The following is a 14,161-nucleotide window of genomic DNA, read 5'->3' as shown; positions in this document are numbered from 1 at the left end:
CTGCGGTGCGGTGCGGTGCCGGGCGCGGCCGTCACCGCTGGAAGGGGCTGGGGCCCCAGGCCTTCCCGCCGACCGGGTGGCTGTACAGCGGCCGGCCCTTGACCGCGCTGGTGCGGAACGGCGCGCCGCCGCCGGGGCCGACGGTCAGCGTGCCCTTCCGGGTGCCGCTGGACCACTCCAGTTCCAGGTACCAGCTGACGTCGTGGGAGGTGGTCTGGGCGGTGACCTCGATGACCTGCGGGTCCCGCTCGCTCACCTCGACCGGCAGGCCGGCGCTGCCCTCGGCCATCACCGGGCGGGAGCGGAGGCGGGGTCGTTCTTCGACGACTCGCTGATCGGCGACGTCGTCACGGTCGTGCACTCCAAGGAGAAGACCGTCGCCCCCGACAACGGACTCGGCGGCTGGAACCTCCTCTGGGCCAACTGGTAGCACCCGCCCGGGCGTTGGCCGGATCCACGGCGCCTCGCCGCCGGCACCCGCCGGACGGGGTTCCACCGGGGGCTTGATCATGACGGGTGGTCGGGGCCAAGATCTCCCCCGGTTGGATCACAACGGGGGGAGCCGTGATGTCCGAGGACCGGTCGGTCAGTCGTGGGCTGAGACAGCGCCACATCGCCATGATCGCGCTGGGCGGTGCGATCGGAGCCGGGCTGTTCGTCGGCTCCGGCGTCGGGATCGCCGCGGCGGGGCCGGGGATCGTGGTGTCGTACGTGGTGGCCGGGGTGCTCACGGTGCTGGTCATGCGGATGCTCGGCGAGATGTCCGCCGCCCGCCCCGGCTCCGGGGCGTTCGCCGCGCACGCCACCCGCGCCTGGGGGCCGTGGGCCGGGCTGCTGGCCGGCTGGATGTACTGGGCGCTGCTGGTGGTGAGCGTGGCCGCGGAGGCGATCGGGGCGTCCCGGATCGTGGCGGGTTGGCTGCCGCAGGTGCCTGCCTGGGTGTGGGTGGCGGTGTTCATGGCGCTGTTCACCGGGACGAACCTGGCGGGTGTGCGGCACTTCGGCGAGCTGGAGTTCTGGTTCGCCGGGGTGAAGGCGGCCTCGATCTGCGCGTTCGTCCTGCTCGGCGCCGCCGCCGTGCTCACCGGCCGGACGCCGGCCGCGGAGAACCTGACCGCGCACGGCGGGCTGCTGCCGCACGGCTGGCACGGGGTCGCGGTGGGCACGATCGCCGCGGTGTTCGCGTACGGCGGGCTGGAGACGGTGACCATCGCCGCCGCCGAGTGCGCGGACCCGGTGGCCGCGGTGCGCCGGGCGGTGCGCACGGTGCTGTGGCGGGTGGCGCTGTTCTACATCGGCTCGATGGCGGTGATCGTCGCCGTGGTGCCGTGGGACGACCCGGCGGTCGCCGGCGGCCCGTACGCGGCGGCGATCGGCCGGATCGGGGTGCCGGGCGCGGCGCAGCTGATGGACGCCGTCGTGCTGGTGGCGCTGCTGTCGGCGATGAACGCCAACATCTACGGCTCCTCGCGGATGCTGCACGCCCTCGCGGCCCGCGGTGACGCGCCGCGCCTGCTGACCGGGCGTGGTGGGGTGGAGGACTCGGGTGGTGCGGGCGGCGGCGCGCTGGTCGGGGCCGGGCGGGCCGTGCTCGCCTCGGCCGCGTTCGGTTTCGGGTCGGTGGTGCTCAGTCTGCTGTGGCCGCGGACCGTCTTCCCGTTCCTGCTGAACTCGATCGGGACGGCGATCCTGGTGGTCTGGATCCTGATCGCCGCCTCCTACCTGCGGCTGCACGGCCGACGGCAGCGGCGCACGGACGGGCAGGAGCAGGAGCAGGAGCGCGGGCGGGAGCAGGCGGCCTCGATGTGGGGCTTCCCGTACCTGGGCTACGGGGCGCTGGCGGCGATGGCCGGGGTGCTGGTGTTCATGCTGGTGGACCCGGGCAGCCGCAGCCAGGTGCTCTGCACCGGCGCGTGGACGGCGGTGCTGCTGGTGGTGGCCGGGCTGCGGCGGCACCGGCGCGGGCCGGTCGCCGGGCCGGCCGTGGCGGCGGCCCCGGGCGCCGGGCCCGCCGTCGCCGCGGTCACTGCTCCCGTGCGTACCGGGCCAGGAACAGGTCGACCCCGGAGCTGATCGTGCGGTGCATCGCGGCCTCGTCCAGTTCGGCCTCCGGGCGGAACGTGCGCACCAGCTGCGGCACGCCCACCGTGCAGGCGACGAGTTGCTGCACGGCCAGCGCCGGGTCCTCCACGGCGAGCACCCCGCGGCGGTCCAGTTCGGCGAAGGCCTCGATCAGCGGGCCGTTGTTCATGTCGTAGCTGACCCGGTACCAGAGCTGGCCCAGCTGCGGGAAGCGGTCGATCTCGCCGATCACCAGCCGGCGCAGCGACATGATGTCGGGGCGCAGCAGGATGCGGGTCCAGTCGAGGGTGAGCGTGATCAGCGCGGAGCGCAGGTCGTCGGCCTCGGCGATGGTGGAGTTCCACGGCTTGAGGTCCTCGTAGGTGGTGGGCAGTATGCCGCCGATCACCGCGAGGAAGAGCCGCTCCTTGTTCCCGAAGTGCTTGTAGATGGTCGCCTTGGAGACACCGGAGCGCGCGGTGATGGCGTCCATCGAGGCGGCGGAGTAGCCCTCCTTCAGGAACTCGACCAGGGCCGCGTCGATGATGGCCTGTCGGCGGCGCTGGGCGGCGTCGACCGGGCTCGGGATGATCGGGATGCCGAACTCGTCGGTCGGCTGGGGGTCGTCGGCGGCCATCGGGTTCTCCTCGGGGTGCTCGGGGGGAGACGGTACGGGCCAGTATATGAAACTGAACGGTTCGGTCGGTGCGCTCGGGCGGGGCGCTCGGCCCTGCGCGCTCGGTCGGTGTGCTCGGCCGGCGCGTCGGCGGGGCGGGTTACGGGCCCGGCACGGCGATCCGCTCGGCGAGCACCGCCAGTTGCGGGCCGAGCGCCGCGCCGAGCAGGAACACCAGGTTGAACAGTCCGATCGCCTCCGGTCGCCGCTGCGGTGCCACGGCCTCGGCGGCGGCGCCGGTCAGGATGCCCTGGCCGCCCGCGTTGACGCAGGCGCTGGCCCCGGCGCCCAGCAGCACCAGCGGTGCCCAGGGGCCGAAGGCGGCGAGCGCGAGTGCGGTGAAGGAGCCGCCGAGCAGCAGGCCGGTGGTGCGGCGCAGGCCGAGTCGGGGTGCGGCGCGCACCAGCGACCAGGAGAGCAGCGCGCCGGTGAGGGTGGCGAGCGATCCGACGGCGCCGGTCTGGACGGTGCTCCAGCCGGTGAGCGCGGCGGCCCGCCGCGGTGCGCCGTAGACCAGGCCGAAGTTGACGGTCGCCAGGACCAGCATCACCGCGGCGACGGCCCGGAAGCGCGGCACCGCCAGGGCGTCCAGGCCGAGGAACGAGCGGCGCGGCGCCTGCGCGCCCGGGCCTTGCACGGGCTTCCGTACCGGATCCTGTGCCGGCTCCCGTGTCGGCTCGGGCTTCGGTCCGGGCTTCGGTCCGGCGCATCCGCGCAGTACGGCCGGCAGTACGGCCAGGGTCAGCACCGGCAGCACCAGGCAGGTCCGCCAGCCCAGCCCGGTCGCCACCGCCGCGCCGATGAACAGGCCGGCGGTGCCGCCCGCCGCGCTGCCGATCGCGACGACCCCTGAGGCGCGTCCGTCCGGCTGGCGCGCGGCCAGTTGGAAGGCGGCCACGTTGAACCCGGCCGCGCCGACCGCCTGCAGGGCGCGCCCGGCGACCAGCGGGCCCAGGTCCGCCCCGGCGGCGAGGGTGACCAGTACGCCGAGCAGCAGTGCCCCCGCGGAGGCGAGCAGCAGTGTCCGGGGGTCGCGCCGCCCGGCGGTGGCGGTGAGCAGCGGGGTGCCGAGCATCATGCCGAGCCCGTAGCCGCTCATCAGCCAGGCGGCGGGGCCGGGGCCGGTGTGCAGTTCCCGCGCGACGGCGGGCAGGACCAGGCTCGGGCTGGAGAGTCCTGCGGCTCCCGGGGCGGCGAGCGCGGCGAGCAGCAGGCCGGTCCGGAGCGACCCCCGTGCGCCCCGGCCGGTGCTGTCCGTCGGCGGCTGCGCGGGGCGGGCGTCCGCCCCTGCCGCCGTGTTCAGTGCTCCCGGCTTCATTCCGGGATCCGCCCGAACTTCCCGTTGGAGAAGTCGAGTTGGGCCTGCCGGAGCTCGGCCGCGGTGTTCATCACGAACGGGCCGCCGCGGGCGACCGGCTCGCCGATCGGCTCGCCGGCCAGGACCAGCACCTCGGCCGGTCCGTGCGGTGCGGCGACGGTGATCCGCTCGCCGTCGTGCGCCAGGACCGCGAGCTGGCCGTCCGTCAGCGGCGTGTCGGGCAGTTCGACGGCGCCGGAGAGCACGTAGACGGCGGCGTTGTGGCCGGTCGGCACGGTGAAGTCGGCCCGCCCGCCGGCGGGCAGCACGGCGTGCGCGAGCAGGACCGGCAGGTGGGTCTCGAAGGGTCCGGCCACGCCGTGGCTGCGGCCCGCGATCACCTTGACCCGGCTGCCGTCCTCGGTGTGCACCACCGGGATGGTGTCGGGCCCCTGGTTCTGGCTGCGGGCCGGGAGGTCCTTGAGCCGGGCGGGCAGGTTCACCCAGATCTGGAGCATGTGCTGGCGGCCGCCGTGGGTGAGCAGTTCGGCGGTGGGCTCGTTGGAGTGGACGATGCCGGCGCCGGCGGTGAGCCACTCGACCTCGCCGGCGACGCTGGTGCCGCGCCGGCCGGTCGAGTCGGCCCAGTCCATCGAGCCCTCGATGAGGTAGGAGACCGCTTCGAAGCCGCGGTGCGGGTGGGCGGGGGCGCCCTTGGCCTCGCCGGGGGCGAGCAGCAGCGGACCGGTCTGGTCGACCATCAGGAACGGGTCGAGCATCGGGAGCTCGGCCACCGGGAACGGGCGGCGGACGGGGAACCCGGCGCCCTCGAAGGTGTGCACGGGGTCGATGACGGTGGTGGTCGAGCGGACGGGGGCGGCCTGGGCCGCGGCGGACTGAGTCGTCGTCATGCCGAGGACTGAACTACACAAGCCAGTTCAGAGTCAAGACTGAACTGTCTGGTTGACGCATTGAACTGAACGGTTTAGGTTTCTCGGCGTCGGAACAACCACCGCCGCCCCGGCAGCCACACGCACACCGCAAGGAGCACCGTCATGAGCGCGTCCAAGGTCTTCGCCATCTCCGGCTCGCTTCGCGCCGACTCGCACAACACCGCGCTGCTGCGCGCCGCCCGGAAGCTCAACCCGGCCGGCATGGAGATCGAGATCTACGACGGCCTGCGCGAGATCCCGCCGTACGACTACGACCTCGACCACCCCGGCAAGCGCCCGGCCGTCGTCGACGAGCTGCGCCGCAAGGTCACCGAGGCCGACGGACTGCTCATCGCCACCCCGGAGTTCAACTACTCCGTCCCCGGCGTCCTCAAGAACGCCCTGGACTGGCTGAGCACCGACTGGAGCAAGAGCGAGGGCCTGCCGCTGCACCGCAAGCCCACCGCGATCATGGGCGCCGCCCCCACCAACTTCGGCTCCGTCCGCGCCCAGCTGGCGCTGCGCCAGGTCTTCGTCTGGACCGACAGCGACGTCGTGGTCAAGCCCGAGCTGGTCGCCTTCCGCTCGCACGAGCGCTTCGACGAGCAGGGCGAGCTGACCGACGAGGGCACCGCCGGCATCCTCAAGGACCTGCTCGCCGCCCTCCAGGGCAAGATCGACGCCCGCGCCTGACACCCCCTCCCCCGGAACCCACCGCCCCCACGCGACACGGAGCCCCGCCGAGCACCCGCCCGGCGGGGCTTCGCCGTGCCCGGGCTCCCCGGCGTCACCGGGGAGGCCGGGGGCGGGGAGGCCGGGGAGGCCGGGGGCGGGGAGGCCGGGGGCGGGGAGGCCGGGGAGGCCGGGGACGGCAGGTCTCAGGCGGTCGGGCCGAGGAGGGCCGCCAGTGCGGTGCGCAGGTGTTCGTCCTCGCGGATCATCGCGTGGTCGGCGCCGGAGAGGACCAGGCGGCGGTCCCGGGTGGCGAGCGCGGTCAGGCGGTCGTGCTGTTCCGGGGTCAGGGCCGAGGCGCCGAGGGCCCGCAGGGCCTCCACGGCGTGCTTGAGGTCGGCGTGGGTCTCGGCGGAGTGCAGGGCCGCTTCGGCGAGGCGGGTGCGGTCGAGGACGGCCGGGTCGCCGACGGCGAGCAGGGCGAGGACGGCCGAGGGTGCCAGGGTCGGGTCGTCGAGGAAGGATTCGAGGCGGGCGGTCAGTGGGCGTCCGGCCGGGCCGAGGGCGGCGATCTCGCGGGCGGCGCGGGCGGCGGTCCAGCGGAACCACTGCCGGCCCCGGCTGTTGTCGAGCACCGAGGCCAGGACCGGGACGGCTTCGGCCGCCTGCCCGGTGATCCGCCACAGGGCGAGCGCCAGGGCGAGGTCGGTGTCCACCTGCGGGGTGGTGTCGCGCTCGGCGGTGCGGCCGAGCGCCTCCCGCAGGGCCGGGACGAGGGGGGTGGCCGCCGGTCCGAGGGCGGCCGCGGCCTGGGCGCCGTCACCGGCGCCGCGTACTCCGGTGGCGAACGCCGCCTCGGCGGCGGCCAGCAACGGTCCGCTCTCGCCGGTCAGTTCGTGCAGTGCCTGGGCCACCAGGAGCTTCCCGGCCTCGGCGCGCAGACCGGTGGCGGCCTGCGCGCGCTGCTCCGGTCCGCCGTCGGCGGCGACGGCGGTGATCGCGGTGGCGGCGTACGGGAACCGGGGCAGCACGGCGCACAGTTCGGGCAGCGCCGTGACGGCCTGCGGGCCCCATCGCCGCAGCAGGTGGACCAGGCCCGCGATGTCGTTGTTGTCCTTGACCGTCGTGCAGCCGCAGTCCTGGCATTCCGAGGCGGGCCGCTCCAGGGCCTTGGCGGCCAGGCGGGCGCGGACCGCGGCGAACAGCTCCGGGTCGAACGGGAAGGGGGCGTCGGCCGGGGCGTAGGACCCGGCGGCGCTCTGCATGGCGCGCGGGCGCCGGCCGAGGGCCCGGGCCAGCAGCGGGGCGGCGGCCTCCGGCGCCACCAGGACGAGCGCGGCGAGGGCCTGGTCGGCCGCCTCGTCGTCCGGCCAGCTGCCCGGCCCGTTGTCCGGCCCGTTGTCCGCCTGGGCGTCCGGCCGCGCGGCGAGTTCGGCGAGGACGGGCGCGGCCTCGGCGGCGGCCGGGCCGAGCTTGGCCAGCAGTTGGGCGGCCGCCCGGTCGGCGGCGAGCGGGACGATCGCCGGGACCAGCCGCTGCGGGGCGCTGCGGGACAGGGCGCAGGCGCGGTCGGCCGCCCACAGGGCCTCGGCCCGCACCTCGGGGCGCTCGTCGCGCAGGGCGGCGTCGAGCAGGGCGAGGGCGCTCTCGCGGTCGGCGGCGTCGTCCCGCTCCAGCAGGTGCCCGACGATCGTGCGCAGCGGCTCCCGGTGCTCGCCCGCGTGGCCGAACCGGGCGGTCTCGCACGCGGGCAGCAGGCCGAGGACGGCGTCGTGGTGGGCGGCGAGCCACGGCTCGTCGGCGTCCAGCGCGGCGAACACGGCGGCCAGGCGCAGCGGCGCGGGAGTGTCCGGGGTGAGCAGGGCGCGGGCCTGGTCGGCGGCGCCCTCGCGGTCCAACCGGCCGTAGGCGGTGAGGAGTTCGGCCCGGACGGCGGGTTCGGTCTCGGTGGCGAGGCGGGCCCGGACGGCGGGCAGGGCGGTGCCGGTGTCCCGGGTGTGGCCGACGGTCCAGCCGGCCGCCTGCCGTACGTCGGCGTCCTCGTCCGCCAGCAGCGGTATGAGCAGGGGCAGTTGGGCGGTGACGGCGGCCCGTACGGCGCCCGGCTCGACGCCGTGCTCGTCCTCGCTCTCGGCGAGGCAGCCGAGCAGGCGGAGCGCGTCGACGCTCTGGCTGCCGGAGGCGGCGATCCGGGCGAGGTAGGGGGCGGCGTCGACGCTGGCCGCGTACACGGTGCCCTGGTGGACGATCGAGCCGTACAGCTCGTCCAGTGCCTCCTCGGCGTCCTCGCCGCCCTCGGCGAAGGCGCGCAACAACTCGGGCAGGTCCTCGGCGGGGCCGTAGGCGTGGTCGACGGTGGCCCAGGGGTGGTCGTCGAGGCCGGCGAGGGCGGTGGGGAGCTCCATGGCCGCGATCTTCGCAGGGGCCTCCGACATCCCCTCGGACGGGATGGCGCGGCCGGACCGGGGGCCGGATCTGGGGGAAGACCGGGGTGGGCGGGCGTGTCCGCGTGGCGCCGGGGTCGGCTCGCCTCCGGCATCCGCCGAGATGGTGGAGCCGCTGACGCCCTGCCCCTCGATGAGGATCATGTGACGGCGGTCTCCGCGGCGGTCTCGCCGATCGGGGTCCAGGAACCGGGGCTGCCGCTGTAGCGGGTGACGTGGTCGTTGCCGGGATCAGTGGCGAACAGCCCGGCGGGTCCGGTGGCCCGGTCCCACTGCGCGACCTCGGCGTGGTCCGGGGACAAGCGGTAGAGGTGTTCGGCGTCCGTGACGAAGGAGGCCGCCGGGCCACTGATCCGACGGCCACCGGTCGCGGCGGTGCCCGGCCCGTCCGTTGTGCCGAAGTCGACTTCCGGTCAGGAGGATTGACATCGAGCCGAGATGCGGTCTGCTGCAGGCAGGGGCGCGCGAGGCCTGCCCGAACGGCCTGCTGCCCCGACAGCTCCGCGAAGCCGGGGGCCGGAAGCGGCACGAGGGCCCACCGTCGTCGCCCGACCCGCGAAGAGAGGTACGGGGTGTCATGGCCCTGCTCGACGACGCGCACGCCGTGGTGCGCGAGTACAGCACTACCTGGTACGGGCCGGTCATCGGTACGCCGGCTCCGCTGAACGAGGCGGTCACGTGCGCCTACCTGCTCATGCGGGCGATCGACGAGATCGAGGACCACTCGTCGCTGGCCGCCGAGGACAAGGGCGTGCTGCTGCGTGGCGTCGGGCGGCTGCTGCAGACCCGCTTCACCGAGAGTGACTTCGCCACGCTGTTCCGGGAGCACGTCGGCGTACTGCCCGCAGTGACCCTGCGCATCGGGGAGTGGACGGCACTGCCCCCGCCGGACATCGGGCCCCGGGTGTACGAGACCTTCGCTACCATGGCCGAACGCATGGCCCAGTGGGCCGCCGGCGGATTCACCGTCCGCACCGGCACCGACCTCGACCGGTACACCTACGCGGTGTCGGGCACCCTGGTCCTGCTGCTGTCCGACCTGTGGGCCTGGCACGACGGCACCCGCACCGACCGGACCTTGGGCGTCGCCTACGGACGGGCGCTGCAGAGCGTCAACATCCTCATCGACCGGGACGAGGACGCGGCCCGCGGTGTCGACTTCTGGCCGGACGGCTGGGGGGCCGCGGACCTGGCCGCATACGCGCGCCGGGAGCTGAGCGGTGCCGACGCCTATCTGGCCGCATTGTCGGACGGACCGGCCCGGGCCTTCTGCGCCGAGCCGCTCGCGCGGGCCCACCGGGCGGTGCGCACGGCGAGCCGGCACCTGGATCACCGGGAGGACGGCCACGACAGCGGGGGGAACACCCGATGAGGCCCGTACCCGCGCCCCGGGAGGACAGGCGTGACCTGGCCAGGGAACTGGTGCTCCCCCGGATCTCGTTTCCGGTACCCCCTCGGCTTCACCCCCGCGCCGACGAGTTGGAGGAGCGCACTCTGGCATGGCTTCGCGACGTCGGCATCATCGGCACCGACGCGGACGAGACATACCTGCGCCATTCCACGCTCGGCCGCACCTACGCGTGGATGATCCCCGAAGGCGACGTGGAACGGGTGCTGATCGCGACGCGGTTCTGCGTCTGGGCCACCGTGCAGGACGACCGCTACACCGAGGGTCTGGGCCTCGCCGGCCGTACCACGGACCTGTCGGAGCACCTGCTGGCCTGCGAAGCCATCGCCGAAGACCCCCACGCCCCGGTGCCCCACGACGTCCCGATCGAACGTGCCTACCGTGACCTGTTCCAGCGGATCGAGCAGGCGGCGACCCCGCAACAGGTCCTGCGCATCCGCAAGGGGATGCTCCACTACAGTGTGGGAGCGGCCGCCGACGCCGCCTACGCCGAGCACCGGACGGTGCCGCCGGTGTCCGAGTACCGGCGCATCCGGCACCTGATCGCCCACCTGCACCACCACTTCGTCCTCACCGAGGTCGCCCAGGGCTTCGAGATGCCGACCGCCCTGGTGCTCGACCCGCAGGTCAGGGAACTGACCGACCTGGCGATCCGCATCATCGGGCTCACCAACGACGTGTACGGCTGCCCGCGCGACGTGGCCCGCGGCCACATCGCCAACCTGCCCATGGTCCTCGCCCACCACCACGGTCACAGCGTCCAGACGGGCATCGACCTGACGGCCCGGGAGATCGAACACGACACGGCCCGGTACACCGAACTCGCGGCCGCCCTGCGCCGGCGCGGCAGCGAAATCCTCACCCGCTACACGCGCGGACTGGACGACCAGATCGCCGGACACCTGGCCTGGCTGCACGAGACCGGGCGCTACGACATCGGCCTGTAGCCGGGATGTCCCGGGCCTGGTCACGAACCGACGATGCGGCAGGCACCCGGGAAGTCGGCTGATGGCCAGTGCCGGCGGTCGGGCGGCACGGCGTGGACGCGGTAGCCGCCGTCGCGGGTACGGCAGCAGGTCAGCGTTCCGCTGAGGTTGTCGGCCCGCTCCCGCAGCCCGATCAGCCCGGTCAGAGAGCCCGGCAGTGGGTGTCCAAGCCGCTGCCCGCCAGCAGGTCCGCGAGCCGTGCGACAGTTGGCCGCGGGAACGGGATCAGCACGCCCGCGGACACGATGGCGATGCGTCGGGGGCCGGTCCCGTCGGGCGCGCGCCCGGTGGCGGAGAGCACGCGCATGGCGCAGCGACCCCGGAGGCGAGCGGGACGTCGGGCGGCCGGGGCGCGGCGGCTGGGTGGTTCGTATACCGATGGGAAGCGGTGGGGGCGGATCGGCGGCACCCTTGGAGGAGGCCGACCAGGGAGGTAGCCATGGGCAGTCCGATCGCAGGAAGCGATCCCGCGGGCGGGGAGGGCGCGGACGCGAAGGCGTCCCCGCAGCGGCTGTTCACCGGAGGTGAGCGGCCTTTCGACCCTGAAGACCTCGTCATGGCCTCCGGGCAAGACATCACCCACGAGCGGCTCGAGTGGGCCAGGCAGCAGATCGAGCAGAAGGGCGCCGCGGCGCTCGAGCGCTACCTGCCCTGACGGAACCGGCCCCGACCGACGTGCGAATCCCGCCACCGCTGCCGCTGCTCCGCCGCAGGTGTTCGGCAGTGCTTTTCCTGGTCAAAATTCGAACATGGGTTGATGTTTACACGGGAAATGCCGCATCTGAGCCATTTCACTGAATACCTCTACCGCCTCCGCCATTCGTAATCCTAGGGTGGTTTCGTCCAATCCCTTTGAATACGAAGGAGGATCATCATGCGGACTCGGAAGCGGGTTGCGGCGTTCGCCCTGGCCACGGCCCTGGCCGGCGCGGGGTTCGTCGGCGTCTCGTCGGCGTCGGCCTCGGCCGCCCCGACGGCGTTGAGCTGCGGCAACAAGCAGTTCTTCACGGGGAGCGGCGGGCACGCGGGCGCGTCGATCAGGTGTACCAACGGGCCCTTCGTCGCGGATGTGACGTGCTACAAGCCGGGTTACGGCCGGTACCACCACTACGGAAACCGGGTGGAAAGCGGTGGGACCTCGACCGTGTGGTGCGATCTGAACGCCACCGCGGAGAACGTGGTGGGCCTCGCCTCCTGAATTCCCGGGGAGAGGTCGCGCGGCCCGGTGGGCGGCGTCGGCCGGTGGGTGGAGGGCGGTGTGTCCGAGCGGGCGGGCATACTGGCGCCGTGTCGAGCACCGATGATTCCCAGCAGCCCCCTTCCCGTGAGCCGGAGCCGGAGCCGATGACGCCGGGCCGGGCGACGCCCGATCCGTTCGAGGGGCTCGTCCTGGACGAGCGGTTCATCGGGGAGGCCACCGTCAAGGAGCCGACCGCCCGGACCAGGATGCTCGCCGCGCGGTGGCGGGAGGAGCCGCCGGTGGACCCGGGCGGCCGCCGCTGGACGCCCGGGCCGGCTCCCCGCGCGGCCCGCGGCGCGGGGCGCTCGCGGTGGCTGCGGCCCGGACGCCGGCGCACCGCGCTGATCGCGGTCACCGCGTTCGCGGCGCTGTTGGCCGTCGCGGTCGGGACGGACCCGGCCGGCGTGCTGAACCGGGACGGCCGGTCGAGGCCCGGCCCGCGGCCGGTGCCCGGAGCGCCCCGGCCGACCGCGGACGTCGCGCTGCCCGGCGGCGGGTTCTCCGACGGCGCCAGGTGCGGCGCCCGGGGCTTCCACCACTTCGAGCCGGCGCCCGCGTCCTTCACCTTCGCCGGGCCACCGGCCGACACCCCACCGCCGGGGCCTCAACTCGTGCTCAGCTCCTACGGGTTCTCCCGGGACTCGGCGCAGGACCCGGGGCACTTCACCATCGACCTGGGTCTCGCCCCGGGCCCCGGCGGCCGAGCGCTGGACCTGTCGGCGCCGCTCGGTCCGCAGGGCGTGGCGGTGGAGATCGAGGGCCCGGACGGCCTGGTCGGCGGGGCCCACGGCCTCCCGCTGACGCGCGGCGACGACGACGCCCCGGCCGGCCCGGGCGGCAGCGTCCACGTCGGGCCCGAGGGCGGCGCGTCCGCCCGGGTGACGCTCCCGCCCGAGGCCCTGTGCCCGGGCTTCGACGGCTTCGCCGTCCAGCAACGGCTGGTGGCACCGACCGACGCGCACAACACCGTCACCGGCCCGCCGCCCTACCGGCTCACCGTCTCCATCTCCGATCCGGCGATCGGCGCGCTGCGGCGCCAGGTGGGCTCGACGGTGCCGGGCGACGTGCTGGCGACCGACAACCGGGTACAGCCGTAGGGTAGTTGAGCGGCTGGGCGGTTGGGCGGCTGCCGGGCGCCGTACCGGCGCGCGCTACCGCTCGTAGCGCATCTCGGGGAAGCGCGGTGACGGGCCGTCCAGGAGGTGGTCGTCGTGGCCGCGCAGCCAGCGGTCGAGGAAGGACGCCACGTAGGAGCGGGTGGCGAGGACGGCGCGGTCGGGGCGGACGTCGCCGACGGCGGCGGCCACGGCCTCCGGGGTGACGGCGCCCTGGCGGGCGAGCTGGGGCAGCAGGGGCTGGGCGTCGGTGTAGGAGCCGTGGCGGGAGCCTTCCAGGGTCACGTCGGCGTGCCAGCCGGTGCTGTGCTGCCACAGGGCGTCCCAGCCGGGCTGCTGGTGGTAGCTGCCGGAGTCGGCCTCCTGGGTGCCCATCAGCAGGAAGGGCCGGGTCAGGCCGTCCGCGGCGACGGTGGGCAGGGGCAGCTGGACGCCGCTGCCGTCCGGGCCGGGGAAGTGCAGCTGGCCGTCGAGGTCGACGCCGGCCTTGAGGCGCGGGTCGTCGTGCATGGTCTGCAGGGCCGCGGAGCCGCCCCCGGAGTGGCCGACCGCGGCGATCCGGTCGAGGTCGAGGGAGGCGGCGAGGCCGGACGGCAGCTGCTCGTCGTGGCGCAGCCCGGCGAGCCGGTCCAGGACGAAGCGGGTGTCGTCGACCCGGGTCTGCAGCATCTTGCGCAGGAGGGCGCCCAGGTCGAGGCCGGGCTGGTCCATGAGCGCGGGGAAGACGGAGGTGGCGAGGTCCCCGTCGGGGAAGGCGACCTCGGAGGCCTCGTAGGTGTGGTCGACGGTGACGACGACGTAGCCGCGGGAGGCGAGGTCCTCCACCAGGGCGGTGCCCCAGCTGCGCGGGGCGCCGAAGCCCGCCGAGTACAGCACGACGGGCCGCTTGCCGCCGGGGAGGGCGGGCGCGTCGGCGCGGGCGTGGGTTCGGATGCCCGCCCAGTCGGTGCGGCCGGGTTCGAAGCCGTTCTCGCGCTGGCCGATGCTCCCGGCGCTGTCGAAGTGGTCGGCGGCGGCGGGGAGCATGTAGGGCGCGCGGTCGTCGCCGGTGGCGGGGCTGGTGGTCGGGTACCAGAGGCTGATCATCAGCTTGCGGTGCTGTCCGGGCTTCCAGGGGTCGTCCCGGCCGTCGTCCGTGAGCTGCAGGGCGGTCGTGCCGATCGGGTACGGCCCGGTGGGCTGCGGCAGCCAGGCCCTGGCCTGCCGCTCGGTGGCCCGCTGCGGCGCCGCCGCCGCGCCCGGCGCCCCGGCCGCACCCACCGTGGCCGTCGCCGCCAGCAGCACCGCCGCCGCGGCCGCCCCGGCCCGTCCTCGCGTGTTCATCGCCGTT

General features: G+C 74.7%; 14 protein-coding genes. 7 read left to right on the top strand and 7 right to left on the bottom strand.

Annotation, left to right across the window (positions count from 1 at the left end; all coding sequences use genetic code 11):
• Positions 1-31: 31 nt before the first annotated feature.
• Positions 32-361, bottom strand: a complete 330-nt coding sequence (locus ACFXPX_RS15215; RefSeq protein WP_380641536.1) for a hypothetical protein — start codon at positions 359-361, stop codon at positions 32-34.
• Positions 362-567: 206 nt separating this feature from the next.
• Between ACFXPX_RS15215 and ACFXPX_RS15210 the strand changes: the two genes are divergently transcribed.
• The gene (locus ACFXPX_RS15210; RefSeq protein ID WP_380587404.1) at positions 568-2,073 is read left to right on the top strand and encodes an amino acid permease; all 1,506 of its coding nucleotides are present in this window, start codon (positions 568-570) and stop codon (positions 2,071-2,073) included.
• On the opposite strand, the gene ACFXPX_RS15205 is transcribed toward ACFXPX_RS15210, so the two are convergent.
• The 3 genes from ACFXPX_RS15205 to ACFXPX_RS15195 all read right to left on the bottom strand — a co-directional run bounded on the left by ACFXPX_RS15205 (position 2,024) and on the right by ACFXPX_RS15195 (position 4,945).
• The gene (locus ACFXPX_RS15205; protein WP_375895075.1) at positions 2,024-2,698 is read right to left on the bottom strand and encodes a TetR/AcrR family transcriptional regulator; all 675 of its coding nucleotides are present in this window, start codon (positions 2,696-2,698) and stop codon (positions 2,024-2,026) included. The two genes, ACFXPX_RS15210 and ACFXPX_RS15205, sit on opposite strands and share 50 nt — an antisense overlap.
• A gap of 139 nt (positions 2,699-2,837) precedes the next feature.
• Positions 2,838-4,055, bottom strand: a complete 1,218-nt coding sequence (locus ACFXPX_RS15200) for an MFS transporter (protein WP_380641482.1) — start codon at positions 4,053-4,055, stop codon at positions 2,838-2,840.
• Positions 4,052-4,945, bottom strand: coding sequence for a pirin family protein (locus ACFXPX_RS15195; protein WP_380529030.1), 894 nt, complete (start codon positions 4,943-4,945; stop codon positions 4,052-4,054). The genes ACFXPX_RS15200 and ACFXPX_RS15195 overlap by 4 nt, the downstream gene beginning before the upstream one ends.
• 144 nt (positions 4,946-5,089) lie before the next feature.
• Here ACFXPX_RS15195 and ACFXPX_RS15190 point away from each other — a divergent pair, with 144 nt between their 5' ends.
• Positions 5,090-5,659: an NADPH-dependent FMN reductase gene (locus tag ACFXPX_RS15190; RefSeq protein ID WP_375895067.1), complete on the top strand. Its 570-nt coding sequence runs from the start codon at positions 5,090-5,092 to the stop codon at positions 5,657-5,659.
• A 185-nt stretch (positions 5,660-5,844) separates the two neighbouring features.
• Here ACFXPX_RS15190 and ACFXPX_RS15185 read toward each other — a convergent pair whose 3' ends face one another.
• Together ACFXPX_RS15185 and ACFXPX_RS15180 are read right to left on the bottom strand one after the other, a co-directional pair.
• Positions 5,845-8,043, bottom strand: a complete 2,199-nt coding sequence (locus tag ACFXPX_RS15185) for a HEAT repeat domain-containing protein (RefSeq protein WP_380641480.1) — start codon at positions 8,041-8,043, stop codon at positions 5,845-5,847.
• Between the two features lie 179 nt (positions 8,044-8,222).
• Positions 8,223-8,384, bottom strand: coding sequence for a hypothetical protein (locus tag ACFXPX_RS15180; protein WP_380641478.1), 162 nt, complete (start codon positions 8,382-8,384; stop codon positions 8,223-8,225).
• Positions 8,385-8,659: 275 nt separating this feature from the next.
• Here ACFXPX_RS15180 and ACFXPX_RS15175 point away from each other — a divergent pair, with 275 nt between their 5' ends.
• The 5 genes from ACFXPX_RS15175 (at position 8,660) to ACFXPX_RS15155 (ending at position 12,813) form a co-directional block, all read left to right on the top strand.
• A complete protein-coding gene (locus ACFXPX_RS15175; protein WP_380641476.1) occupies positions 8,660-9,454 on the top strand; it encodes a squalene/phytoene synthase family protein in 795 nt (264 codons plus the stop codon).
• Positions 9,451-10,437 carry a hypothetical protein gene (locus ACFXPX_RS15170; RefSeq protein ID WP_380529037.1) on the top strand — a complete coding sequence of 329 codons (987 nt, stop codon included), beginning with the start codon at positions 9,451-9,453 and terminating at the stop codon, positions 10,435-10,437. The genes ACFXPX_RS15175 and ACFXPX_RS15170 overlap by 4 nt, the downstream gene beginning before the upstream one ends.
• A gap of 478 nt (positions 10,438-10,915) precedes the next feature.
• Entirely contained in the window at positions 10,916-11,131 is a 216-nt protein-coding gene (locus ACFXPX_RS15165) for a hypothetical protein (RefSeq protein ID WP_380529038.1), read from the top strand.
• Positions 11,132-11,350: 219 nt separating this feature from the next.
• Positions 11,351-11,674 (top strand): hypothetical protein, encoded by a 324-nt coding sequence (locus tag ACFXPX_RS15160; protein ID WP_380641474.1) that lies wholly within the window; start codon positions 11,351-11,353, stop codon positions 11,672-11,674.
• 89 nt (positions 11,675-11,763) lie between these two features.
• Positions 11,764-12,813 (top strand): hypothetical protein, encoded by a 1,050-nt coding sequence (locus tag ACFXPX_RS15155; RefSeq protein WP_380641472.1) that lies wholly within the window; start codon positions 11,764-11,766, stop codon positions 12,811-12,813.
• Positions 12,814-12,867: 54 nt separating this feature from the next.
• Here the strand turns inward: ACFXPX_RS15155 and ACFXPX_RS15150 are convergent, their stop codons facing one another.
• Positions 12,868-14,154: an alpha/beta hydrolase family protein gene (locus ACFXPX_RS15150; RefSeq protein ID WP_380529043.1), complete on the bottom strand. Its 1,287-nt coding sequence runs from the start codon at positions 14,152-14,154 to the stop codon at positions 12,868-12,870.
• Positions 14,155-14,161 lie beyond the last annotated feature (7 nt).

The sequence above is a fragment of the Kitasatospora sp. NPDC059146 genome (genome assembly GCF_042786665.1).
GTDB lineage: Bacteria > Actinomycetota > Actinomycetes > Streptomycetales > Streptomycetaceae > Kitasatospora.
The sequence above is the reverse complement of the archived record's forward strand: the minus strand, read 5'-3'. Positions and strand labels throughout refer to the sequence as shown.

Excerpts from the sequence above, each read along its gene's own strand:
- ACFXPX_RS15190 (WP_375895067.1), top strand. The coding sequence starts at position 5,090 with ATGAGCGCGTCCAAGGTCTTCGCCATCTCCGGCTCGCTTCGCGCCGAC.
- ACFXPX_RS15170 (WP_380529037.1), top strand. The coding sequence starts at position 9,451 with ATGAGGCCCGTACCCGCGCCCCGGGAGGACAGGCGTGACCTGGCCAGG.
- ACFXPX_RS15185 (WP_380641480.1), bottom strand. The coding sequence starts at position 8,043 with ATGGAGCTCCCCACCGCCCTCGCCGGCCTCGACGACCACCCCTGGGCC.
- ACFXPX_RS15160 (WP_380641474.1), top strand. The coding sequence starts at position 11,351 with ATGCGGACTCGGAAGCGGGTTGCGGCGTTCGCCCTGGCCACGGCCCTG.
- ACFXPX_RS15150 (WP_380529043.1), bottom strand. The coding sequence starts at position 14,154 with ATGAACACGCGAGGACGGGCCGGGGCGGCCGCGGCGGCGGTGCTGCTG.
- ACFXPX_RS15175 (WP_380641476.1), top strand. The coding sequence starts at position 8,660 with ATGGCCCTGCTCGACGACGCGCACGCCGTGGTGCGCGAGTACAGCACT.
- ACFXPX_RS15205 (WP_375895075.1), bottom strand. The coding sequence starts at position 2,698 with ATGGCCGCCGACGACCCCCAGCCGACCGACGAGTTCGGCATCCCGATC.
- ACFXPX_RS15165 (WP_380529038.1), top strand. The coding sequence starts at position 10,916 with ATGGGCAGTCCGATCGCAGGAAGCGATCCCGCGGGCGGGGAGGGCGCG.
- ACFXPX_RS15200 (WP_380641482.1), bottom strand. The coding sequence starts at position 4,055 with ATGAAGCCGGGAGCACTGAACACGGCGGCAGGGGCGGACGCCCGCCCC.
- ACFXPX_RS15195 (WP_380529030.1), bottom strand. The coding sequence starts at position 4,945 with ATGACGACGACTCAGTCCGCCGCGGCCCAGGCCGCCCCCGTCCGCTCG.
- ACFXPX_RS15210 (WP_380587404.1), top strand. The coding sequence starts at position 568 with ATGTCCGAGGACCGGTCGGTCAGTCGTGGGCTGAGACAGCGCCACATC.